This is a genomic window from Acinetobacter sp. ANC 5600, assembly GCF_002018395.1.
In the GTDB taxonomy this organism is placed as follows: Bacteria; Pseudomonadota; Gammaproteobacteria; order Pseudomonadales; family Moraxellaceae; genus Acinetobacter; species Acinetobacter amyesii.
The window spans coordinates 445,755-467,535 of sequence record NZ_MVKW01000004.1 but is presented as its reverse complement, the minus strand read 5'-3'; the positions used below and the strand labels follow the sequence as shown (position 1 = coordinate 467,535).

The following is a 21,781-nucleotide window of genomic DNA, read 5'->3' as shown; positions in this document are numbered from 1 at the left end:
GTTTTACATGGGCATCCGCATTACGGGTACAGGTCTTTATCATCCAGAAGACGTAATTACTAACGAAGAGTTAGTTGAAGCTTTAAATGCTTATGTGGAACAGTACAACAGTGATAATGCTGAAAAAATTGAAGCCGGTGAGCTAGAAGCGCGCCGTGGTTCAAGTGCAGAATTTATCGAAAAAGCATCTGGCGTAAAAGCACGTTATGTTGCTGAAAAAAGCGGTATTTTAGATCCAAAACGTTTACGTCCAGTATTGCATGAACGTTCAAATGATGAATTGTCTATTCAAGCGGAATGGGGCGTAGCTGCTGCAAAGCAAGCGATGGAAAATGCGGGTGTGACTGCTGAAGACATCGATGTTGTGATCTTGTCATGCTCTAACATTCAACGTGCATATCCAGCCGTTTCAATTGAAATTCAAACTGCGTTGGGTATTCAGGGTTATGCCTATGACATGAACGTTGCATGTTCAGCTGCAACTTTTGGTATCAAGCAAGCCTATGACGCGATCAAATCAGGCGCTCGTCGCGTGTTATTGGTGAACGTTGAGATCACATCTGGTCACACAGATTTCCGTATGCGTGACTGTCACTTCATCTTTGGTGACGTTGCAACGGCTTCGATCATTGAAGAAACTGAAACCAAAGCTGGTTTTGAAGTGTTGGATATTGACCTGTTTACTCAGTTCTCAAACAACATTCGTAACAACTTCGGTTACTTAAATATGAGTGAAGTCGATGCTGACATCGACAACAACCGTTTCCGTCAAGACGGTCGTAAAGTATTTAAAGAAGTGTGTCCATTAGTGGCGAAAATGATCACTAAGCAATTGGATGACAATAAAATTGCGGCAACAGATGTAAAACGTTTCTGGTTACATCAAGCGAATGCCAGCATGAATGAATTGATTCTGAAACTGGTTGTGGGTAAAGAACATGCTCAGCCAGACCTTGTGCCAATCATTCTTGATGAATTTGCCAATACTTCATCAGCAGGTGTCATTATTGCTTTGCACCGTACTGCGAATGAAGTAAGCCATGGCGAGTACGGTGTACTTTGCTCATTTGGTGCAGGCTACTCAGTAGGTTCTGTACTTGTTCAAAAACATGATGCTGCCTAAGGTCGGCACATTTGCAGGTTGAACATGATGCAAAATGGATAAAGCGTTTAAGCGCTTTATCCCGCATGTATTTCACGCCAACATTTTTAGGCGCTGAATACATCGATGCATCTAAACCTGCAATGTATGTAGGGAATCACACAATTTACGGTGTACTCGATTCACCGTTGATTATTGATTATCTCTACAATGAATATAAAGTGGCTGTGGTCAGTATCGCTGATCATAGCCATTTTTATTTGCCCGGTTGGCGTGGCATGGTCAAAAAGTTCGGTGCAGTCCAAGGTATTCAGGACTATGTCAGAACAGTGATGCAACAAGGTTATTCCATTTTAGTTTTTCCCGGTGGTGGTCGAGAGGTTTTGAAGCGAAAAGGGGAAGCCTATCAACTGATCTGGAAGCAACGTTATGGCTTTTTAAAACTGGCGCAAGAATTTAATTATGACATTGTGCCTTTTGCCGCTTTAGGTGGAGATGAAGTCTTTGAACTGGGCTTTGATGCCAGTGTGATCGTTGAACATCGTTGGTTTAAACAACTATTAAAAATACAAAAAATCGATAAATTATTACGTCATGGTGATGTGATTCCGTCTTTACCCAAACGTATTATCCCCAAGCGCATTCCATTCTATTTTCAATTTTTACCCCGTCAAAGTTTAAGTCATATTCAGAGTGTGGAGGATTTAAAGCGTTATCGAGAGGCTCTACAACAAGATATTTACACTGCGATAGAACAGCTCAAAAGAATCCGTGCAGAACAACATTCTACAGATCAATAATAGTGACTACTCTTCAACTTCATCCATTTTTATTCGTCACAGCTCAAAATCATGGTGAATTTTGTCACAACAATAGCTTTTAGATTTTTTTATTGAACGCCTTTGTATTGACCTTTTGTACAGCTATTTGGCTGATTAATGGCAGTAGTCGGAGCATTAAACTTTGACTATAGTGAAGGTTGAAAAATAATCAACGATCGTTAGGGCGGAAGATGGAAAAGAAAAGCTTGACCCCGCAGCTAGAGCATATTGCTCGGCAACTTATTCGAATATCTCCAAGTTTAAAGCAGTTGTATCAAGAGCAAATGGATCTTGCTACAGCACTCAATTCACAAAATATCTTTAAAATTGAACAAGAGCAGCACCGCATTCAACTGTGTAATGGACAGTGGACCTTACAGCTACAAAGTCGTGAATCGATTGGCTATCAGTTTCCTAGAAGTCCATTTAGACCCATCAAAATTGTTGAATTGCATTCGACAGTGCCATGTATTGAGGCAATAGAAGATTTCTTATTTCATGAATTGTATTTTTTTACTGGCGACCTAAAGCCGCAACATTCACTCTTGCTCAGAGAAAAAGCACAGCAATTTAGACAATTGATCTTACAGTCGATTTTTCAACATCTAAATGGGCCAGCGCGTGTTCAACAGTTTTTAGCACAGATGACAGCAGTAGAAGCGCAAATTTTTGATCAGCTGATGCAAGAGCAGCAGATTTATCAGACACCGCTATTACAAACGTATATCGAATGCCAAATCTGTCTACCCCATTGGTTGATGCAAAAGATTGAGCAGATGTTTGCGCTTCATTCACTTACAGAAGCTGAAATATTGCCGATACAGCTCTTGATGGATAGTTTGGACGAGATTTGTTTTGCTACAGCACAATTTTTAGATCCGACCATATACAGGATCATGAGTTTGAGCTATGAAGATCGGTTCAATTTACAAGAATTAAATGAACATATAGAAGATATTATTTTGTTGCTCGACCATGCATATGAGCGTCCCAATTTGTTGGGTTTTATTCGTTTGATGCATCGGGATGTTTGGGCAGAGCAGGACATATTAAGCCATAGTAATTTTGTGCAAGCCACAGCAATTTGGCAAAAAAAATGTGGAAAACTCCCTTTACTCGATAACAACCGTGCAGTGCGATGGATGTTCAAGCAGTCAGCCGAAGTATTGGATTGGCTGAGTCGTAATTTTCAACACAGTAATGTACGAGTGGCTGTGACGGCATTAAGTTTTGTCGATACGCAGCATATTCATCCCGCATTGATTCTTGCGACCTTACAACATTTTCAATTTGTTGCAGCGCGCTTATTTATTCAAAATTGCCATACGATTGCGCATGAACATGATTGGTTTAATCATGAAAAAAATCTGCAGTTTGTTTTACAGCGAAAATATCAGCAGCATGATGACCATCGTGTAGTGATCAGCCCATCGATTTTGTATTTAGATGAGTGGTTGATCTTAATGCGACAGGTATTAGGCGCGGAGGATCAGGCCATAAAAAAAGTCTATTTGCCTTTGAGCCGTATTATGCAGGCCTATCTGCAGCATTTATTACGTTGTACGCAGCATTTACCGCAGGCTTTGATGGATTATATCCGTCCAGAAACCCAAGAAAATCGCCAGTTTTTAAGTATGTTACGACAGCATAAAATTCAACTGCAGGATTTTCGAAATTTATTTTATTTAAAGCATGCTAATTTAAGAGTATCTGTATTTGATGCCTATGTGCGTGATTATGTCAGTGCGACTTATTCTACAGGTCATACAGTCCCTAAAAATATTACCTGGAATGGGGTCTTTCATCAGGCGGTGCATTGGCATGCTAAGCAACAAAAGCAAGAAATGTTAACTCAATTAAAGCGTAAATTTGAGACAACAGTCTGGCAGCCATTTACAACAGAAGACAAAATATATTTTCAAGATTGGGTCTTTGAAGAATTAAAAACCATCGATCGAATTATTGATGAATCTATTCAATTTAAACATTGTTTGGCATCAAGTTATAGCGCCAGTATCATTGCAAGAGTATATGTAGCTTTTCATATGTACCATCCCATTTTGCATGTATCGATGACTTTGGGCTGTCATGTGCAAAACCATATTTTGGTTTTTGATCAACTTGAGTATTCAAATAATACCCAAGCAGAAATAGAAAAAGTAAATATCGCTAAAGAATTTTTAAATAGGTTCAATAGCTTAAAGTAAGATTGGCGAAATACGGATTTAGGAAACTGTGTTGTGCGCTTAACTTTTGAGTCAAAAATCGTTAGGCTATAGCCGTTCTTTTACGGTATAGGTCTTATGAAACAAGAAACTGCACTCAAGCTGCTCAAAGCAGGCGAAAATGTGTTTTTAACAGGTTCGGCTGGTGCAGGGAAAACTTATACTTTAAATCAGTACATCAATTATCTAAAAGCGCGCAAAGTACCGGTGGCAATTACGGCTTCTACAGGGATTGCTGCAACCCATATGAATGGCATGACAATTCATACATGGGCAGGGATTGGAATTAAAGATGCGATTTCCGAAGATGAGTTAAAGCGCTTAAAAGAACGTAAATATTTAAAAGAGCATTTGGAAAATGCCCAAGTTTTAATCATCGATGAAATTTCGATGTTGCATGCCAAGCAATTAAACTTGGTGAATAAAGTTTTAAAATTTTTTAAAGACAGTGAAGATGCTTTTGGGGGGATTCAAGTCATTGTTGCAGGTGACTTCTTCCAGTTACCCCCTGTGGGACGCAAAGGTGAATTAAACCGTGACAAGTTTTGCTTTATGTCTGAGGCATGGGTAGAAGCGAAGTTTCGCGTGTGTTATTTGACCGAACAACATCGTCAGGGTAATGACTATCTCAATGATATTCTAAATGCGATTCGTGCTCAGCAAATTACGGGCGATCATTTGCATGCTTTAAGGCAGACAAGTTCACAAAATATAGGTGAAACCTTTACGCGCTTGTATACCCATAATATGGATGTAGATAGTATTAACTATAAACATCTAAATGAAATTGAACAGGAATCTCGCCAGTTTGATGCTCAATGCGATGGTAATGACAAACTGATTGAAACCTTAAAATCTTCAGTGCGTGCGCCGGAAACTTTGACCTTAAAGAAAAATGCCAAAGTGATGTTTGTAAAAAACAACTTTGACGTGGGCTATATCAATGGCAGCCTTGGTGAAGTGATAGGTTTTGAAGAAGATGATGAATATGGCATCTTGCCTAAAGTAAAACTCACTGATGGCACGACCTTAGTGGTCGAACCTGAAACATGGTCTGTCGATAATGATGATGGTAAAACCATTGCCAGTTTCCAACAAATTCCACTGCGTTTGGCCTGGGCGATCACCATTCACAAATCTCAAGGGATGACCCTTGCAGCGGCTGAAATTAACTTGACGCATACTTTTGAGAAAGGTCAGGGTTATGTGGCATTGTCGCGTTTAAAAACATTAGATGGTTTGCGTTTACTTGGTTTTAATGAGCAAGCCTTAGAACTCGACAGTTTGGCGATTAAAGCCGATCGACGCTTTCAGGAACTCTCTGATGAAGCGGAAACCAATTTTGCAGAGGCTGATTTAACCGTTCAACACAAAGCCTTTATTCGCCATTGTGGCGGAACACTGAATGAAGTGGAAATCGAGCGCAATGAAAAGAAAATTTCCAAAACTGGTGCGAAACAAAGCTTTGCCACAGCGACTTTAGATCAAACTCGTGAATTGTTTGAGGAAGGTTATGAAATTCAAGATATTGCAGTGGAACGTGGTTTAACACCAGCTACGATTATTAACCATTTGGCTCGTCTGCAAAAAGAGCAAGGTTTAGATATCTCGGTGGCACATCCGGGAGAAGACGTGGTTGAGCAGGTGCGTAAAATCTATAAACGTTTGGCGAAACGACAAGACCCAGCACATTATAACGATGATGGTACTATTAAGCTGCGCCCAATTGTGGAGTTGACCAGTCCACGCATGGGATATGACCAAGTTCGTTTGGCTTTATTATTTGTGGAATAACACATTCTTTGGATTACATACATTTAAAGCCAGATTGATCAATCTGGCTTTTTTAATAAGGGGCATCGTGTTTATTTTCATCCTTTGCATCTGCTTAAAACGATGAATTGGTGGTTAAAGTTCCAAATAAAACTTTAAATGAATAAAACTTAATAAAATAATGATAAGATGAGTATAATTCATTAATGCTTTGCGAAAACTATTCGATTGCAAAGTTGCTCCTAAGTTTAGTTGAGAACAATCATGTTGGAATTACGCCATCTCAAAACCTTATTGGCACTCAGAGAACACGGTTCTTTGGTCGCTGCATCTAATGATCTGTGTTTAACGCCTTCTGCACTTTCACACCAGTTGAAAGAGCTAGATCATTGGTATGGGGTAGAGGTGGTGAACCGACGCACACGTCCTGTGACTTTTTCGAATGTTGGGCAACGTTTACTACGCCTTGCCGATGACATTTTGCCGCAAGTTCAAATTACGCAATCGGACATTACACGTATTGTGCATGGTCAAACCGGCCGAATTATTTTTTCTTCAGAATGTCATAGTTGCTTTGACTGGCTGATGCCGTTATTGAATGTCTACCGTCAGCAATACCCTGATGTAGATTTGGACTTTGCTTCTGGCTTTGAAGCCAATCCGCATGAACTATTACAAACAGGCGAGTTTGATCTTCTGATTACGGCAGATCCGATCAATTTAAAAGGTGTGGAATATTTCCCTATCTTTGAATATGAGTCTCGTTTGGTATTGTCCAATACACATCCATTGGTTCGTGCGACAAATGTGACTGTTCAAGAATTAGCAGAAGAAACGCTGATTACCTATCCGGTTGATAAACATCGTTTAGATATCATGGCAAAATTATTTTTACCGGCCAATATTCAGCCTAAACACGTCCGTACTACAGATTTGACCCAGATGCTGATTCAGTTGGTTGCAAGTGGTCGTGGTATTGCGGCATTACCTGATTGGGTAGTGAATGAATATGAGCAAAAAGGTTGGGTGACCTCTCGACGCTTAGATTGTGTTTCACCTGAAGGTTTAAGACGAACTTTGTACGCCGGCTATCGTACAGAAGAGGCTGAAAAAAGCTACTTTGAAGGCTTCCTAAAACAGTTGGCGAAATTCTCACAAAAACGCAATCAATATTATTCCAACTAAGGAGGATCTATGACTCAGAGTCTTTTTGTATACGGGATATTACGTCTAGGTCAGCCCAATGCACACGTGATGGAACGCATAGGTGGCATGTGGAAGAAAGGTGTGGTTTGGGGTGAATTAGAACATAAAGGCTGGGGTGCGGCGATGGGCAGTCCGGGCATTCGTTTATCGAAGGCAGGTCAAGCGATTGAAGGCTATGTTTTTATCTCTGAAAACTTAGCCGCACATTGGGGGCTTTAGATGAATTTTAAGGGACTGAATATCAACGTGTGGCTGTCGATGTGCAACTGGAAGGCGGAGAATGGATGTAGAGTGAAATTTACGCATTGAAATAATATCCAGGGGAGAGTCGGAAAATACGTGGGTCATCCATACATCATGACTTTCCCCAACCTTCGATATGTGTATCGATGATTCTGCTTGCTCTGTTGTTTCCTTGAGTGCATTTTTTTCAAAGAGCAGTATTTAAAAGAGTTGTATCTAAAGTGCTTGAATGCACAGAAATCACTTTAAGATTGCTATACAAGTGGATGAATAATTTTTAGAATTGAGCTGTATCTCACACTGAAACCTGTTTGAGCTCAATCATGCCGAATACTATAGAACCCTCACCAACTCAACTCATGTCTGTGATTCAAACGCAGACAGCAATTGCTAAATTGGGTTTAGATCTAAATGCAGTGATGACCGTGGTCGCAGAACAGGCGCAGCAGATTACACATGCTAAAGGTGCAGTTGTAGAGTTGGCTGAAGATGGTGATATGGTCTATCGTGCAGTGTCTGGTGGGGCGAGTCATTTATTGGGTTTAAGACTTCATATTGAAAACAGCTTATCAGGTCTATGTATAGCGCAAAAACAAACACTGTATTGCCAAGATTCGGAAACAGATGCGCGGGTAGATCGCGTGGCATGTCGACGTGTCGGGTTGCGTTCGATGGCTGTGGTGCCATTGATTCATTGTGATGAAGGTGTCGGTGTTTTAAAGATTTACTCTGACCAAGTCGATGCCTTTCAGGAAGCTGATTTACATATATTGAGTTTGATGTCTGAGTTGATCGCTGCGGCGATGTACCATGCGACACGTTTCGGTGCGACAGAGTTATATAAATTGGCGACTCAAGATAGCTTAACAGGCTTAGCCAATCGGGCTTTGTTTGTCGACTTTTTACGCCAAGGGATAGAAAAAGCACGTGCGCAGAAAAAAGTACTGGGTATCTTGATGATTGATATGGATGGTCTGAAACCGATTAATGATCAGTTTGGACATCGCATTGGGGATGCTGCACTGAAAGAAATTGCACAGCGCATTTTGCGTGAAACACGTCAAGATGACTTGGTTGCACGCTTGGGCGGTGATGAATTTGCTGTGATTTTAACCAATATTGCCAACTTAGAGCGTGCGCAAACGGCGATGAATCGAATCGCAGAAAGTTGCGGACTGCCATTTGCATTCGAGCAAATGAGTTTGAAAATTGGTGCCAGTATTGGCATGGCTTTATTTCCAGAGGATGCCCAATCCATCGATCAATTGGTCGAAATGGCTGATTTAAAAATGTACGCCAATAAGCGTGAACGGAAACAAATCAATCCTGAATAAATCACTGCCTAAATATCTCACTGCTTAAATAATTCACTCATAGTTATGCAGGTAAATTCGTTCACTACCTTCATATTATCTAAAGTATCGCAAAACGTTTTGATGAAAACTTGTCCTGTCTCAAACAAATGCAGATGACATGACTAAGTATCGTTGTTTAATTTAAATCAAAGTGCGCTTAGCATGTGACGGTGCAAGATGATTAAATAATTGAAAAATCATCTAAGGTCATTTGTTTTTTGACTGATTTGAATATTTTGAATTGTTAAGCTGTGCACTATTGCATGGCGAAAAGAGCATGACAATTCAATGAAAGGGATGTCAAAAGATTTATTCATTATTGCGGCAGGTTTTATTGCTGCAATGCATATCGGGAAATTACCGCCCGCGATACCTGTATTACAGCAGCAACTTGGTATTAGCTTTATTCAGTCTGGTTTATTGCTTTCATTGGTACAGGGCGCAGGAATGTGCTTTGCATTGTTGATTGGTAGTTATATCCAAAAAATTGGATTTAAACTGTGTATCTTATTGGGCTTAAGTCTATTGACGATAGCAAGTGCATGGGGGAGCTTTGCACAAAGCTTTGATGTCTTGTTGCTACTGCGTGTCATAGAAGGATTTGGCTTCTTATTGGTGACACTCACAGGGCCTGCATTTATCCGTCAGCTTGTACCGCTACAGCACATCAGCGCAAAGATGGGACTGTGGAGTGCTTATATGGGCGGAGGTATGGGTATAGCCTTATTGGTTGCGCCATTTCTAATTGCTCAATATGGTTGGAGTGTGGTTTGGCTCAGTTTCGCTATGATTACTGCAGCATTACTACTCTGTATCGCTATGTTTATTCCTCAGCCTAATGTGGCGCTGAATACAACACCTATTATTGGTCTCATTCGGGATACTCTGAAACATCCTGCAGCATGGCTTTTGGCGCTCATTTTTGGGACATATGCAGGGCAGTGGTTTGCATTGGTGGGCTTCTTACCGATGATTTATGCCCAAAACCAAATTTCAGCAGAGCTGGCGGGTGCTTTAACAGCCAGTGTTGCCGTTGCGAATGCTGTGGGCACATGGGGTTGCGGACTGTTATTACAGCGTGGTTTTCAAGCTAAAACTTTAGTCCAACTGGGTTTTGCTGTTTTGATCATTTGCTCCTTAGGGTTTTATCTTTCTAAAGACGCGTTACCGTTTTTACTGCAATATTTAACGGTGTTTAGTTTTTCGCTTTTTGGGGGCTTGATTGCTGCGACGGTCTTTGCACAAGCACTGCATTTTGTACCTTATCCTGCGGCAATCAGTACGACGGTCGGCATGATTTTACAATGCTCTGCCATATCACAATTTGTTCTGCCTCCGTTGATTGCCACCGTAGTTTCACAGACTGGAGCGTGGTTTTGGGCGGGTATCTTGATGTCAGCGTTGTCATTCGTTGGAATCATGCTTAGTCGACGTTTATTTCAAATGCAGCATGGCTCAATTTAAAATTTTATTTTATGTAAGTAACAGCCTTATTGCTTAATCCCAATCAGTAGCGACAAGATGCCTGCTGCAATGAGTGGGCCGACGGGTACACCACGCAGCATCGCAACACCTGCGACTGTCCCAATCAATAGTCCGGCAACCACATCAGGCTGATTGGACATCAGTTTGACACCGCGACCGCCTAACCATGCGACAAAGACGCCAATGGCGATTGCGACGAGGGATTTCCAACTTAAAAAGGATTTTAAAATCGAATCACCAGGAATTTTTCCGCTAGCGATCGGCGTGAGTACGCCAATGGTTAAAATAATAATGCCAATGTTTAAGCCATATTGTTGCAGATAGGGGAAAAATTCACTTAAAGGAGTGATGCGGAAAACAATCAAGACACCTGCTGCTATGGTGATCGCTGTATTGTGACTAAAGATGCCACAAGCCAATAACACCAATAACACGATCAGATTTAAATCCAACTGAGACATAGGATATTCGTGAGAAACTTCAATAAATAATTAATAGTGTAGCGCAGAAACATTAATAACTGGCGTTCAAGATCATTTCCGCTATTTTTCCTGCAAGTTGAGTCACTGTTCAGTATAAAATAGTAATATATGGTGTTTATTAGGTTGTTCTATGTTTTTGGAAAAAATGCTGCAATCACAAGGTTTTGGTTCGCGTAAATATTGCCAACAGTTGATTAAAAATGGTGCGGTCGAAATACACGGTGAGATTGTAGATAATCCAAAGCAAAAGCTGGACTTGAATGATTTAACTTACAGTGTGCATGGACAGGACTATACCTATCGTGAGCATGTTTATATCGCGTTAAATAAACCTCAAGGTTATGAATGTTCGCATCAGGCAACCCATCATTTCAGTGTTTTTGAATTATTTGATGATGTGCTGTTAAATCGTGGTCTGCAATGCGTCGGGCGACTGGATCAAGACACCACTGGACTGTTGCTGCTCACGGATGATGGTCAATATCTACAAGCGCTTACACACCCTAAAAAGCATGTTGCCAAAGTGTATTCGATGCATACCGCAGATCCTGTGACACCTGAGCAAATACAACAATTAGAACAAGGAGTGGAGCTTCGAAACGAAAAAGGCATCTTCGCTGCAACCGATGTACAGCTATTGGCTTCACATCAATTGCAAATGACTGTCCATCAAGGGGTATATCATCAAGTGAAGCGGATGTTGGCGGCTGTCGGCAATAAAGTTGAAACTTTACATCGTGCTCAAATAGGACAATTAAAGCTTGAAGATCTCGCTGAGGGTGAGTGGATCTATTTGAATGCAGCGCAAATTGAACAATCGAAATTTCGTGAAAATTTTAATCCACAGTAATAGGTACAGGGCTTTGATACTTCATCATTTGAAGGATAAATATGCGATATTAAAGCCCCTTAATATGTCTGCTGTCTGCTGTCTGCTGTCTGCTGTCTGCTGATCTAAAGATGCGTTTTTCAACATGCTTTGTTGATGTATTTTAAAGCTGAGCAATGCATTAGCGAATAAAGTAATGATAGGTTTGAAATTCATCATCTTTAATGAAGCCCATCGATTCATAGAGTTGATGTGAGTGATAGTTATTTTTTTGAGTTTCGAGGCTGATTCGAAGCGCACCTTCATGTTGAGCAAAGAGAACCGCAGTATCGATCAATTGTTTGGCTGAACCTTGACGACGATATACAGGGCTGACATAGACATCATCTAAAATATAGTAGGTTGAACAAGCCACAGATGAAAAGCCTAAATACAGTAAGATAAACCCAGTAATCACTTCATCTTTTAGACAAATAAAAATTACGCTTTCATTATTTTCAAAACGTTGTCTTAGAAATTTATATGAGATATCAAGATTAGAAGAGGTACCATAAAATTGGCGATATTCATCAAATAAAACAGCAAGTGGATGAAGGTCTGCTTCTGTTGCGCGTCGAACGATCATTTTTTTCTATACTCCATGCTATTTTTATCAGTCTTGCATGAAGCATATCGAAATTTCGAAATTGGTTGATTTATAAATTGTTTATAAATGCGACAGTGTTAAGTTTTGTCACCTTCACCCAAAATTGCATTGAGTTCTTCAAACAAGTCGAGATGATCATCATCTAATAATGGATCATTATTTAAAATTTCTAATTCAGCAGGGCTAATTTCAATGGTTGAAATAGCTTGGGCTTCTTGTTGTTTTAATTTGCGTAACTTAATCAATTGTTCAATATTGATATTTTGGTTTTCAATAGAGAAGGGGATCGATTTGGTTAAAACAACTTGTTTAAAGAATAGACGTACAGCCTGTGCAGGTGTAATGCCTAATTGTTTAAAAACGGCAAAGGCCTGTTTCTTTTCCTGTGAATCGAGACGGATTTGGTAGACTTCAGTTTTTCTCATATTCTTAGAAAGCTTTTAAATACTTAACTTTTCGCATTTATTCTAATCAAAACTGTTATAAATTCAAGAAAGTTTGGCAGTATTTTATCAATTTAATGTAATGACAATCGATTTACAGTGTCAATTCATAGGCAGAACTGAATTGAAAAGCCTGCTCTGTCACAGGATCGATAAACTCAAGCTGTTTCGCAAGTAGTTGTAAAGGTTGGCTGAAATCGTCATCTGCCTTATGTTCTACTACTGGATAAAAGGGATCATTTTGAATTGGAATGCCTAAAGCATTTAAATGCACACGAAGTTGGTGTTGCTTGCCGGTATAGGGTTTTAATTCATACTTTGCATGGTTTCCATGCTGCTGGAGGAGCTTAATGTATGTTTCACTATTTGGCTCACCATCTACCAGTTGCATTGTATAAAAAGGCTGACCTTTTTCCATACGATAGCGAGTTGTGATAGGGAAATTTAATTCATCTCGATAAGCTGCAATGGCATGATAGGTTTTTTGAACTTGCCGCTTGGCAAACATCTGTTGATATAGCCCACGGCTTTCGACACATTTGGAGAAGAGCACCACGCCAGCAGTTTCACGATCTAAACGATGAATCGGTGTTAGGTGTTCAAGCTGCGTTTGTTTTTTGAGTCGAACCAACAAGGTTTCTTGTACATACTGACCGGTCGGACTCATGGTGAGAAAATGCGGTTTATCGACCACGATGAAATGATCATTTTCAAATAAAATCTGATGCTCAAAGGGAACATGAATTTCATGCGCCAAGAATCGATAATAATAAACATGACGATTTGCTTCAAAAGGACTGTCTATCGTTAAAGCGTCACCATCTGCAGCATAGACTAGACCATCCTTAAATCGTTGTTGCCACTCTGCTGCTTGGATATGAGGAAATTGCTCACACAAATATGCATAGACCGTTGTGGCTTGTGTGTGTTGACCGTCAAGGAAGACTTTACTGGCACTAACACCATTGATCATTGGGGGAGTAAATTCAAAACTATGCATGAAGAAAGATCTAAAAACTGAGCAAATAAAGCAGAGAACACATCATGAAAAATGCTCAATCTATAGTGTGAACATATCCATTTTAGCCAGTGCGATGCTATCATATTTAATTCTTATGTACATGTTGTGAGTAATATGCAGTATTCATTCAGTCTGGAACTTAATAGTGAAGTCGATACCCAAAACTTAGCTACCGTACTGGCGACGCATTTTACGACGGGTGTAGCGTATTTAATTGGTGACTTGGGTGCAGGAAAGACCACGTTAACACGTTATTTTTTACAACACTTGGGTCATCAAGATGCGGTAAAAAGTCCAACCTATACATTGGTTGAACCTTACAATATTCAAGGACAATATATTTTTCATTTTGATTTATATCGTCTGAATGACCCCTATGAGCTTGAACTTATGGGTATCCGTGATTATTTAGAAACGCCGAACGCCCTATTTTTATTTGAATGGCCATCTAAAGGGGGCGATGAAATCCCTGCGGCTGATTTAATTATTAATATTGAAAAGTCTGCGGATGAAAGTACCCGTACAGCGACTTTAAGCTTTTCTTCAGAAACTTTGCAAAACGCTTTGGAGCAAAAATTTAACCATGCTGAATGAAATCAGTGCCCGCCGCATTCGAACGCTTGATCCTGCCTTAGCCAACCAAATTGCCGCAGGGGAAGTAATTGAACGTCCCGCTTCTGTGGTCAAAGAATTACTGGAAAATGCCATTGATGCAGGGGCGACTGAGCTGATTGTTCGTATTGAACAAGGCGGCAGTACACTGATTGAAATTATAGACAATGGTCGAGGCATCCACCCTGAAGATCTACCTTTGGCGGTCATGCGCCATGCCACAAGTAAAATCCAAACTGCTGAAGATTTGCATGCCATTGTAAGTTTAGGTTTTCGTGGGGAAGCCTTGGCTTCGATCGCTGCGGTGTCTCGTTTGACATTGACCAGTAGCCAAAATGATGACGGTGTAGGCTATCAGGTCGAAGTAAATGGCACCGCATTTGATTCACAAGAAATTCAGCCTGTGGCAGCGACGCAAGGCACCACCATTCGTGTGCAAGATTTATTTTTTAATGTGCCTGCACGGCGTAAGTTTCTCAAAAAACCGGGGACTGAGTTTGGACATATCGAAGAAATTGTCCGTCGTTTGGCACTGACCCATTTTGATATTCGTTTTGTCCTTGAACATAACAATAGTATTAAGCTGAACTTGCCAATTGCAGACAGTGGCGCGCTCCGTTTTCAGCGGGTGCAACAATTATTAGGCCGTCAATTCACTGAAAATGCGTACTGGATAGATGCTGATAGCGTCAATATGCGTCTCAGTGGTTGGTTAGGTCATCCTTCAGATGCACGTGCGCAGGCCGATATGCAATACGTCTATGTGAATGGACGTATCGTAAAAGACAAGACAGTTTCACATGCACTTCGCATGGCTTATGACGGTATTTTGCATGGGCATCAACATGCCGCTTATTTGTTGTTTATGGAAGTCGATCCTGAAAATATAGATGTGAATGTGCATCCGACCAAGCATGAAATTCGGTTTCTAAATCAACGTGAAGTACATGAGTTTGTTCGTCATTTTGCCAAATCGACATTAGCGCAATTTCAAACCGCGACCGCCGAATTGTCATCTGCAATGAAACTTGATGGGCAGGCACACGAAAATATTATTCCGCAGCCGCGTCATCAGGAACAATTTTCATTACATCAACCTCAGCCAGTTGCAGAGCAAGGCACAAATTTTGTCAGTCCAGAGATCGCAGGTGGACTTACTGAGTTTAGTTCGCCAGCAACGGTGCAATATGCGTCAAATCATGCGCCAACAGGTCAGGAAGCTTATACACAGCAATATTCAAATGCGTCGAACAATAGCACTGGATATCAGTCAAATATAGCGGGTTCTAGACAGCTCAATAATGCATTGCAAAGTTATTTAGCGCCTTTACGTCAAACTGAGTCGTTAAATGATCCGGATACCGCTTTAGCTGAACATATTCAAAAGAAAGTTGATGAGCATCCTTTGGGGATTGCCATTGCGCAATTGCATGGTATTTATATTTTGGCCCAAAACACCGAAGGTTTAATCATTGTTGATATGCATGCTGCGCATGAGCGCATTGTTTTACAACAAATGAAAACGGCTTGGGATAAACCTGAGTTTTGGACATCACAGCAATTGCTGATTCCTAAAGTCGTCAGTATCAGTCGGATGCAAGCGATGCGCGTCGATGAGCTCAAAGAACAATTGGCACGCCTAGGTTTAGAAATAGACCAATATGGCGATGAGCAAGTCATTGTTCGTGGTGTTCCTGCCATTTTGCATAAAGCAGACTTTGATGCGTTGATTCCAGATTTATTAAATGATTTAGACCCAAGTGATCAGGTTGCAGGGTTGCTACAAAAGCGGGATCAAATATTGGCAGGCATGGCCTGTCATGGCGCTGTACGCGCACACCGTATTTTAAGTCTATCTGAAATGAATGCATTACTGCGTCAGATGGAACAAACTGAATTTGCCAGCCAATGTAACCATGGACGTCCGACGTGGCGTGCGTTTCCATTGGCACAGCTAGATAAACTTTTTGCTCGGGGAGAGTAGTTTTACATGTCAAATCAATTGCCGGTCATCAACTTAATGGGACCAACTGCAAGCGGTAAAACCGCCTTGGCATGTGAGTTATACGAGCAAGGTGGATTCGAATTAATTTCAGTCGATTCTGCTTTGGTTTTTCAGGATATGGATATTGGTACGGCCAAGCCGAGTAAAGTTGAGCTGGAAAAATATCCACATCATTTGATTGATATTATCAGTCCGCTAGAAGTGTATTCGGCAGCGAACTTTGTGGAAGATGCGTGTGTACTGATTGATGATATGCATGTACGAGGTAAAACACCGATTTTAGTCGGTGGTACAATGTTGTATTACAAGGCTTTATTGGAAGGGTTGTCTTCAAACTTACCAAGTGCAGACTATGCTGTACGTGCTGAAATTGAAGCCAAAGCTGAGTCGCAAGGTTGGGATGCTGTATATGCAGAACTGTGCAATGTAGACCCATTGGCAGGTGAAAAATTTAAACCGAGTGATAAGCAACGAATTATCCGTGCGCTCGAAGTTTTTAAATTAACAGGTAAACCCATTACGCAGTTACAAGCTGAGCAACCTAAAAACGTACCATACCGTTACAATTTTCATAATTACGCATTATTGCCCGACCGATTAGAATTACATGAGCGTATAGCTCAACGTCTAAAAACAATGTGGGAAATTGGATTTTTAAATGAAGTGAAAGCTCTCATTGAAAAATACGATTTAAATGAAAATTTACCCTCTATGCGCTCAGTTGGATATCGTCAAGCTTTAGATTTTTTGAAAAATAGTGATCAAAGTAGCGAAAAACAGCGTGAAATGGAGGATAAGGCACTTTTTGCAACACGACAACTTGCAAAACGTCAATATACTTGGTTAAGATCTTTGCAAGAAACGCATAAATTTACTACATATTTAACTGCGCAGCAGGCTCAAGAAGACTTGCGAAAGTGCTACGGATAAAGCAAAATTTACAGACTACCTTTTTGATAATTTTTAATTGAAAAGTAAAGGTAGCTTTTGCGCTGATTTTTATTATTTTTTGGAGTTATAACATGTCTAAAGGTCAAACTTTACAAGATCCGTTCTTAAATTCTCTCCGTAAAGAACGTATTCCTGTGTCGATCTTCCTTGTCAACGGTATTAAATTACAAGGTCATATTGAATCTTTCGACCAATACGTTGTTTTATTAAAAAATACTGTAAGCCAAATGGTTTACAAACACGCTATTTCAACTGTTGTTCCAGCACGTAACCCACGTCCTGCTGGTGCTCCTGCTGGTGCTCAAGGCGCTGCCGGCTTCGGTGGTCAACAAGGCGGCTTCGGCGGTCAACAAGGTGGCTTCGGTGGCCAAGGTGGCTTTGGTGGTCAAGGTGGCTTCGGTGGTCAAGGTGGCTTCGGTGGTCAAGGTGGCTTCGGTGGTCAAGGTGGCTTTGGCGCTCAAGGTGGCTTTGGTGGTCAAGGTGGCTTTGGCGGTCAAAGTAGCTTCGGCGGTCAAAATGCTGGTTTTGATGGCGAAACTAAATTTGAAGATGCTCAAGACGACGAAAACAACAATCGTTAATTGAGTTAAAAAAACCTCCCAAATGGGAGGTTTTTTTTGCCTATAAAAGAGTAGATTGTTTTCATAACGGGTATGTAATAATTACTAAAGTGCTGAATGATGATAAGAATCGACATAAAAAAACCAGCCGAAGCTGGTTTTTTTATTTATTCACTTATTTCTTTTTACGATCTAGAGTAGGATCTTTAATTTCAACATAAGCATTGTTGCGAATTTCACGTAACCAGCTGTCCAGTTCAGTGTCGAATTGACGCTCACCTAAAATCTGACGGGCCATACGTTCTTGTACTTCATGTGTCATATCTTGTTGACGTGTATCGGTTACTTGAAGGATGTGCCAACCAAACTGTGACTGAAAAGGCTTGCTGATTTCACCTTTCGCTGTTGATTTCATCATTGCTTCAAATTCTGGAACCATAACACCTGGGCTAACCCAACCTAAACTACCACCATTGGCAGCAGAACCAGTGTCATTCGAGAACGTTGAAGCCAAGACCGCAAAATCTTCACCCTTTTGCAGGCGATTATACAAGTTGTCGATCATTTGCTTGGCATTTTCAGGACTCACAACCTCAGATGGTTGAATTAGGATATGGCGAGTTTGGTATTGAGGAACAATGGCTTTTTGTTCTCCACTTTTACGGTCGACCAATTTTAAAACATGAACGCCATCACGTACTGAAATTAGTTCAGTGGTTTGACCAACTTGCAAAGGAGCTACACGTGCAGCAAGTTCATCTGGAATATCAGATAAGTTGCGGAAGCCCATATCGGCACCGTCAACTTTAATGTCTTTGGTACTGTATTTGCTAGTAATCGCTTTTACATCGTTGCTTGCTGCAAGTTCTTTACGAATGTCTTCCGCGATTTTAACGGCATTATCACTGCTAGCTACACGTACATGTAAGACATGAACTTGATTACCTAACGCAGCTTGACCTTGTGGTGAGCTTAAGAAGTTTTTCACATCTTGGTCACTGATTTGAATGCGAGAAGTGACCAACTGTTGGCGTAGACGTTGTAAAGCGATGTCTTCAGCGATGCGTGCACGTAAACCTGCATAAGTATTTGGTGCAACAGCATCTAATTTTTGCTGAAACGCTTCTAAGCTTGGAGAGCCGGCATCTTTCGCAACTTTAAGTACGGCTTCATTGAGTGATTTTTCATCCGCTTTGACGTTATAGCGTTTCACTTGTTCAAGCTGTGCTTGGCGCGAAATCAGCTGTTCTAAAGCTTGTTGCTGCAAGTATTCAGTCGGTGGGACGGTTTGTTTTTTTGCTTGAAATTGGTGAGTGATCTCGGCAATGCTTTGATCAAGATCACTACGTAGAATCACGCTATTGTCAACGACAGCTACAATTTCATCTTTAGGTTGCGCAGCAGCAAATACAGATACAGAAGTTGATAGGCAAAGTGCCAAGGCTGACGCTTTAAAAATTTGTTTTAACTGTTTTGTCTTCATTAACGTTCTGTCCAAGATTGATTAATATTGTTAAAACCCAACACTCGGTTTTCAAGCAAAGAGGTTAATTTATTGTTGAAGCCACCTAAACCTTTTAGAGTGAACTCCGCCATAATGGCACGTTTTGGTTTAACATCTGAAGATGTTACATCATCTAAATCGTTATAGTACGAACGACCATAAACTGAAACACCCCAGCAGCATGACTCGTAGTTCACACCCAGTAAATATTCACGCGCAATACTGTTGTCGAGGTCATATTGTGCATGACCAATAATACGCCAGTTATTGTGTATAGGTTGAATAAACGATGCTACTGCTTGGTCATAGCTGTCTTGGCGATTAGGAATGTCTTTACGATAGAAATAACCGACATTGTATAAATTGCCTTTATTTCCTGTGTAATACATTTGAATATCGCGCTGAGCATTATCACCATTCGCCATCCATGCTGAATTGGCATTCACACTGATGCTGTCAGATAATTGGCTAGAAATACTCACGACAGGGCCGGTATGGCGTTCGGTATCAAATTTATCAGAGACGTTGTTCAGTGTGACACGACGGTCTTCAAAATAGAAACTTTGACCAACGCTAGCTTTTAAACGCTCAAGACCAACATCATCAAATAAACTATAGCTCAAGCCTAGAGATGCGAAGTTGTTGTCTTCTAAACGGTCATTACCATAGAACCGACGCGGACTAAATAACTGGTCATAATTAATTGACGCTGTGGTTGAGTCAAAGTTCGGGTTGGTGTCTTGTTTTTTGTATGGAGAATACGCATAGAAAAAGCGAGGCGTTAAGGTTTGTAGATAACGACCTTCGCGCTCCATCACAAGACCCGCATCTAAAGTGAATTGCGGTACAACGACCGATTTACTTTCATTTGATGAACTAATGTTTTGTGCATTAACAGTGTCTTGATCGTAAATCGTGTTGACGTTACGAATAGACACTTCTGGTATTACAAAAGACCATGGGTTACGATAGTTATAACGTACACTAAAGTCGTTATAAATACGTGCACCACTTGGCTCATACATTGGTGAATCGCCAGTATTGCTTGGAATATTATTACTACGTAAGTTCTTTTTGAAGTAAGCCGTATCATTGTTAAATTCGTACTGTAAGCCGAGCGGATTACCAGTCTTGTAGTTCAGTAGGAATTGCGGCAAGCGCGCATATGGACGGTCTTCATCACTGACAGTTTTATCCAGTGTTTGGAAGTCTTCCACTTTAAGCTGTGCTTTTAGGCCAGGGATACCATTTTTATAATTGAGTTCCCATGCACGGCGTAAGTTCAGGTCAGTTTTTGAGTTTGGATTATTATTGAGATCTGAGAAATAGTCTTTATCAGATGCATAATTGTATTCTAAATTGGTTGTAAATTGATCGTTAATTTTCCAGTTGTGGAGGAAATGTAAGTCTTTACGATCCTGATCATCATACTTTTGGTCGGATGGTAAATAACCACCCCACACCATCCCTGAACCAAAGTTTTCAGTGAGATAGCGGAATTCGCCTTCCATCATTGGACCGCGGTCTGCAATATAACGTGGTGTGACCGTTGCATCATAGTTTGGTGCAAGGTTGAGATAGACGGGAACGGCAAGTTCAACACCACCATCATTGGTAAAACCAAAGCTTGGGGTCAAAATACCTGTGGTACGACGGTCATCAATCGGGAAGTTGAAATAGGGCACAGCCATCACAGGTACGTTTTTTACATATAATGTTGTACCTTTGGTTTCACCACGACCAGTTTCTTGATTCAGCTTAATTTTGTCTGCTTGAATTTTCCACGTTGGTTTTTCATCAGGTGGACAAGTGGTATAAACAGCGTTTTCTAATTCGAGTGTTTCGGTTGAAGTACGTGAAATTTTCTCAGCGCGACCGTGTGCATGCTGCTGTTCAGCAATAAAGAAACTGTTATTTAAATCACCCTGTTGGGTTTTTAAATTGTAATCAATCGAATCACTTTGCGAAATCAGCCCAGACTGTGCCATTTGCACGCGGCCAGAAGCATTGGCATAGGTTTGGGTTTTATCAATTTTGATTTGATCGGCACGAATTTGACGACCTTCTTGGTCAATCAGAACATTACCTTCAAGAATGGAGTCGCCATTCGGGTCAAAATGACCATAGTCTGCGGTAATGGTAGAGGTTGCATCTTCAGGTGCGACTGCTTTCGTTGTTGGAGCAACTGGGGTAATCCAGGTGCCTGTACAAAACGCAGAACTTAATTGATTGGTGTTACGAATCTGTGCTTCAGGTGCAGATTTATCGACATAATATTGTTCGAAGAACTGCTGCCCCGGATAAGCTTCTGAAATGCTTTGTTTGAGTTGTTCTGTATCGTCATCCGTGGACGGGTTTGAAACAGGTGCTGCATAGCTTGGTAACGAGCTACCACATAGAAGGGTTAAGATCGCAGTCGCTAAAGGATTAAATTTAAACTGATGCTTCATTTGTCTCATTAACCAGGTATGCTTAATCGCAATTAATTATTGTCGCATCATAGAGAAAAAGTTGATAA

19 protein-coding genes are annotated in these 21,781 nt (G+C 40.7%); 13 read left to right on the top strand and 6 right to left on the bottom strand.

Features of this window, described 5'->3' with window-relative positions; all coding sequences use genetic code 11:
- The first annotated feature begins 7 nt into the window (after positions 1 to 7).
- The 8 genes from B1201_RS11885 (at position 8) to B1201_RS11850 (ending at position 10,189) form a co-directional block, all read left to right on the top strand.
- Positions 8 to 1,123 (top strand): beta-ketoacyl-ACP synthase III, encoded by a 1,116-nt coding sequence (locus B1201_RS11885; protein WP_078193691.1) that lies wholly within the window; start codon positions 8 to 10, stop codon positions 1,121 to 1,123.
- 11 nt (positions 1,124 to 1,134) lie between these two features.
- A complete protein-coding gene (locus B1201_RS11880) occupies positions 1,135 to 1,902 on the top strand; it encodes a 1-acyl-sn-glycerol-3-phosphate acyltransferase (protein WP_078193690.1) in 768 nt (255 codons plus the stop codon).
- 212 nt (positions 1,903 to 2,114) lie between these two features.
- Positions 2,115 to 4,130 (top strand): hypothetical protein, encoded by a 2,016-nt coding sequence (locus B1201_RS11875; RefSeq protein WP_078193689.1) that lies wholly within the window; start codon positions 2,115 to 2,117, stop codon positions 4,128 to 4,130.
- Positions 4,131 to 4,226: 96 nt separating this feature from the next.
- Positions 4,227 to 5,942: an AAA family ATPase gene (locus B1201_RS11870; protein WP_078193688.1), complete on the top strand. Its 1,716-nt coding sequence runs from the start codon at positions 4,227 to 4,229 to the stop codon at positions 5,940 to 5,942.
- 243 nt (positions 5,943 to 6,185) lie between these two features.
- Positions 6,186 to 7,106, top strand: coding sequence for a LysR family transcriptional regulator (locus tag B1201_RS11865; RefSeq protein WP_078193687.1), 921 nt, complete (start codon positions 6,186 to 6,188; stop codon positions 7,104 to 7,106).
- A 9-nt stretch (positions 7,107 to 7,115) separates the two neighbouring features.
- A complete protein-coding gene (locus B1201_RS11860) occupies positions 7,116 to 7,346 on the top strand; it encodes a hypothetical protein (protein WP_373684739.1) in 231 nt (76 codons plus the stop codon).
- A gap of 347 nt (positions 7,347 to 7,693) precedes the next feature.
- On the top strand, positions 7,694 to 8,704 hold the full coding sequence (locus B1201_RS11855) for a sensor domain-containing diguanylate cyclase (RefSeq protein ID WP_078193686.1): 1,011 nt from the start codon (positions 7,694 to 7,696) through the stop codon (positions 8,702 to 8,704).
- Between the two features lie 309 nt (positions 8,705 to 9,013).
- The gene (locus B1201_RS11850) at positions 9,014 to 10,189 is read left to right on the top strand and encodes a CynX/NimT family MFS transporter (RefSeq protein WP_143221696.1); all 1,176 of its coding nucleotides are present in this window, start codon (positions 9,014 to 9,016) and stop codon (positions 10,187 to 10,189) included.
- 26 nt (positions 10,190 to 10,215) lie between these two features.
- Here the strand turns inward: B1201_RS11850 and B1201_RS11845 are convergent, their stop codons facing one another.
- On the bottom strand, positions 10,216 to 10,671 hold the full coding sequence (locus tag B1201_RS11845; protein WP_078189017.1) for a DUF441 domain-containing protein: 456 nt from the start codon (positions 10,669 to 10,671) through the stop codon (positions 10,216 to 10,218).
- Between the two features lie 151 nt (positions 10,672 to 10,822).
- Here B1201_RS11845 and B1201_RS11840 point away from each other — a divergent pair, with 151 nt between their 5' ends.
- Positions 10,823 to 11,542, top strand: a complete 720-nt coding sequence (locus tag B1201_RS11840) for a pseudouridine synthase (RefSeq protein ID WP_078193685.1) — start codon at positions 10,823 to 10,825, stop codon at positions 11,540 to 11,542.
- 160 nt (positions 11,543 to 11,702) lie between these two features.
- Here the strand turns inward: B1201_RS11840 and B1201_RS11835 are convergent, their stop codons facing one another.
- From B1201_RS11835 to B1201_RS11825, 3 genes are all read right to left on the bottom strand, one after another.
- A complete protein-coding gene (locus B1201_RS11835; protein WP_078193684.1) occupies positions 11,703 to 12,146 on the bottom strand; it encodes a GNAT family N-acetyltransferase in 444 nt (147 codons plus the stop codon).
- A gap of 98 nt (positions 12,147 to 12,244) precedes the next feature.
- A complete protein-coding gene (locus tag B1201_RS11830) occupies positions 12,245 to 12,592 on the bottom strand; it encodes a type II toxin-antitoxin system RelB/DinJ family antitoxin (protein ID WP_078193683.1) in 348 nt (115 codons plus the stop codon).
- A 112-nt stretch (positions 12,593 to 12,704) separates the two neighbouring features.
- A complete protein-coding gene (locus B1201_RS11825) occupies positions 12,705 to 13,610 on the bottom strand; it encodes a pseudouridine synthase (protein ID WP_078193682.1) in 906 nt (301 codons plus the stop codon).
- 135 nt (positions 13,611 to 13,745) lie between these two features.
- Here B1201_RS11825 and tsaE point away from each other — a divergent pair, with 135 nt between their 5' ends.
- From tsaE to hfq, 4 genes are all read left to right on the top strand, one after another.
- Complete coding sequence (gene tsaE, locus B1201_RS11820) at positions 13,746 to 14,225, top strand: tRNA (adenosine(37)-N6)-threonylcarbamoyltransferase complex ATPase subunit type 1 TsaE (RefSeq protein ID WP_078193681.1); 480 nt, start codon at positions 13,746 to 13,748, stop codon at positions 14,223 to 14,225.
- The gene (mutL, locus tag B1201_RS11815) at positions 14,215 to 16,227 is read left to right on the top strand and encodes a DNA mismatch repair endonuclease MutL (protein WP_078193680.1); all 2,013 of its coding nucleotides are present in this window, start codon (positions 14,215 to 14,217) and stop codon (positions 16,225 to 16,227) included. Before tsaE ends, mutL begins: the two co-directional genes overlap by 11 nt.
- Positions 16,228 to 16,233: 6 nt before the next feature.
- On the top strand, positions 16,234 to 17,178 hold the full coding sequence (gene miaA / locus B1201_RS11810; protein ID WP_078193679.1) for a tRNA (adenosine(37)-N6)-dimethylallyltransferase MiaA: 945 nt from the start codon (positions 16,234 to 16,236) through the stop codon (positions 17,176 to 17,178).
- Positions 17,179 to 17,270: 92 nt separating this feature from the next.
- Positions 17,271 to 17,780, top strand: coding sequence for an RNA chaperone Hfq (hfq, locus tag B1201_RS11805; protein ID WP_078193678.1), 510 nt, complete (start codon positions 17,271 to 17,273; stop codon positions 17,778 to 17,780).
- Between the two features lie 154 nt (positions 17,781 to 17,934).
- Here hfq and B1201_RS11800 read toward each other — a convergent pair whose 3' ends face one another.
- Both B1201_RS11800 and B1201_RS11795 read right to left on the bottom strand, forming a co-directional pair.
- Positions 17,935 to 19,242 carry a peptidylprolyl isomerase gene (locus tag B1201_RS11800; RefSeq protein ID WP_078193677.1) on the bottom strand — a complete coding sequence of 436 codons (1,308 nt, stop codon included), beginning with the start codon at positions 19,240 to 19,242 and terminating at the stop codon, positions 17,935 to 17,937.
- Positions 19,242 to 21,713, bottom strand: a complete 2,472-nt coding sequence (locus tag B1201_RS11795) for an LPS-assembly protein LptD (protein WP_078193726.1) — start codon at positions 21,711 to 21,713, stop codon at positions 19,242 to 19,244. Before B1201_RS11795 ends, B1201_RS11800 begins: the two co-directional genes overlap by 1 nt.
- Between the last annotated feature and the right edge of the window lie 68 nt (positions 21,714 to 21,781).

Excerpts from the sequence above, each read along its gene's own strand:
- B1201_RS11845 (WP_078189017.1), bottom strand. The coding sequence starts at position 10,671 with ATGTCTCAGTTGGATTTAAATCTGATCGTGTTATTGGTGTTATTGGCT.
- B1201_RS11840 (WP_078193685.1), top strand. The coding sequence starts at position 10,823 with ATGTTTTTGGAAAAAATGCTGCAATCACAAGGTTTTGGTTCGCGTAAA.
- B1201_RS11830 (WP_078193683.1), bottom strand. The coding sequence starts at position 12,592 with ATGAGAAAAACTGAAGTCTACCAAATCCGTCTCGATTCACAGGAAAAG.
- tsaE (WP_078193681.1), top strand. The coding sequence starts at position 13,746 with ATGCAGTATTCATTCAGTCTGGAACTTAATAGTGAAGTCGATACCCAA.
- B1201_RS11795 (WP_078193726.1), bottom strand. The coding sequence starts at position 21,713 with ATGAAGCATCAGTTTAAATTTAATCCTTTAGCGACTGCGATCTTAACC.
- miaA (WP_078193679.1), top strand. The coding sequence starts at position 16,234 with ATGTCAAATCAATTGCCGGTCATCAACTTAATGGGACCAACTGCAAGC.
- mutL (WP_078193680.1), top strand. The coding sequence starts at position 14,215 with ATGCTGAATGAAATCAGTGCCCGCCGCATTCGAACGCTTGATCCTGCC.
- B1201_RS11875 (WP_078193689.1), top strand. The coding sequence starts at position 2,115 with ATGGAAAAGAAAAGCTTGACCCCGCAGCTAGAGCATATTGCTCGGCAA.
- B1201_RS11860 (WP_373684739.1), top strand. The coding sequence starts at position 7,116 with ATGACTCAGAGTCTTTTTGTATACGGGATATTACGTCTAGGTCAGCCC.
- B1201_RS11825 (WP_078193682.1), bottom strand. The coding sequence starts at position 13,610 with ATGCATAGTTTTGAATTTACTCCCCCAATGATCAATGGTGTTAGTGCC.
- B1201_RS11855 (WP_078193686.1), top strand. The coding sequence starts at position 7,694 with ATGCCGAATACTATAGAACCCTCACCAACTCAACTCATGTCTGTGATT.
- B1201_RS11850 (WP_143221696.1), top strand. The coding sequence starts at position 9,014 with ATGAAAGGGATGTCAAAAGATTTATTCATTATTGCGGCAGGTTTTATT.
- B1201_RS11800 (WP_078193677.1), bottom strand. The coding sequence starts at position 19,242 with ATGAAGACAAAACAGTTAAAACAAATTTTTAAAGCGTCAGCCTTGGCA.
- B1201_RS11865 (WP_078193687.1), top strand. The coding sequence starts at position 6,186 with ATGTTGGAATTACGCCATCTCAAAACCTTATTGGCACTCAGAGAACAC.
- hfq (WP_078193678.1), top strand. The coding sequence starts at position 17,271 with ATGTCTAAAGGTCAAACTTTACAAGATCCGTTCTTAAATTCTCTCCGT.
- B1201_RS11885 (WP_078193691.1), top strand. The coding sequence starts at position 8 with ATGGGCATCCGCATTACGGGTACAGGTCTTTATCATCCAGAAGACGTA.
- B1201_RS11870 (WP_078193688.1), top strand. The coding sequence starts at position 4,227 with ATGAAACAAGAAACTGCACTCAAGCTGCTCAAAGCAGGCGAAAATGTG.
- B1201_RS11835 (WP_078193684.1), bottom strand. The coding sequence starts at position 12,146 with ATGATCGTTCGACGCGCAACAGAAGCAGACCTTCATCCACTTGCTGTT.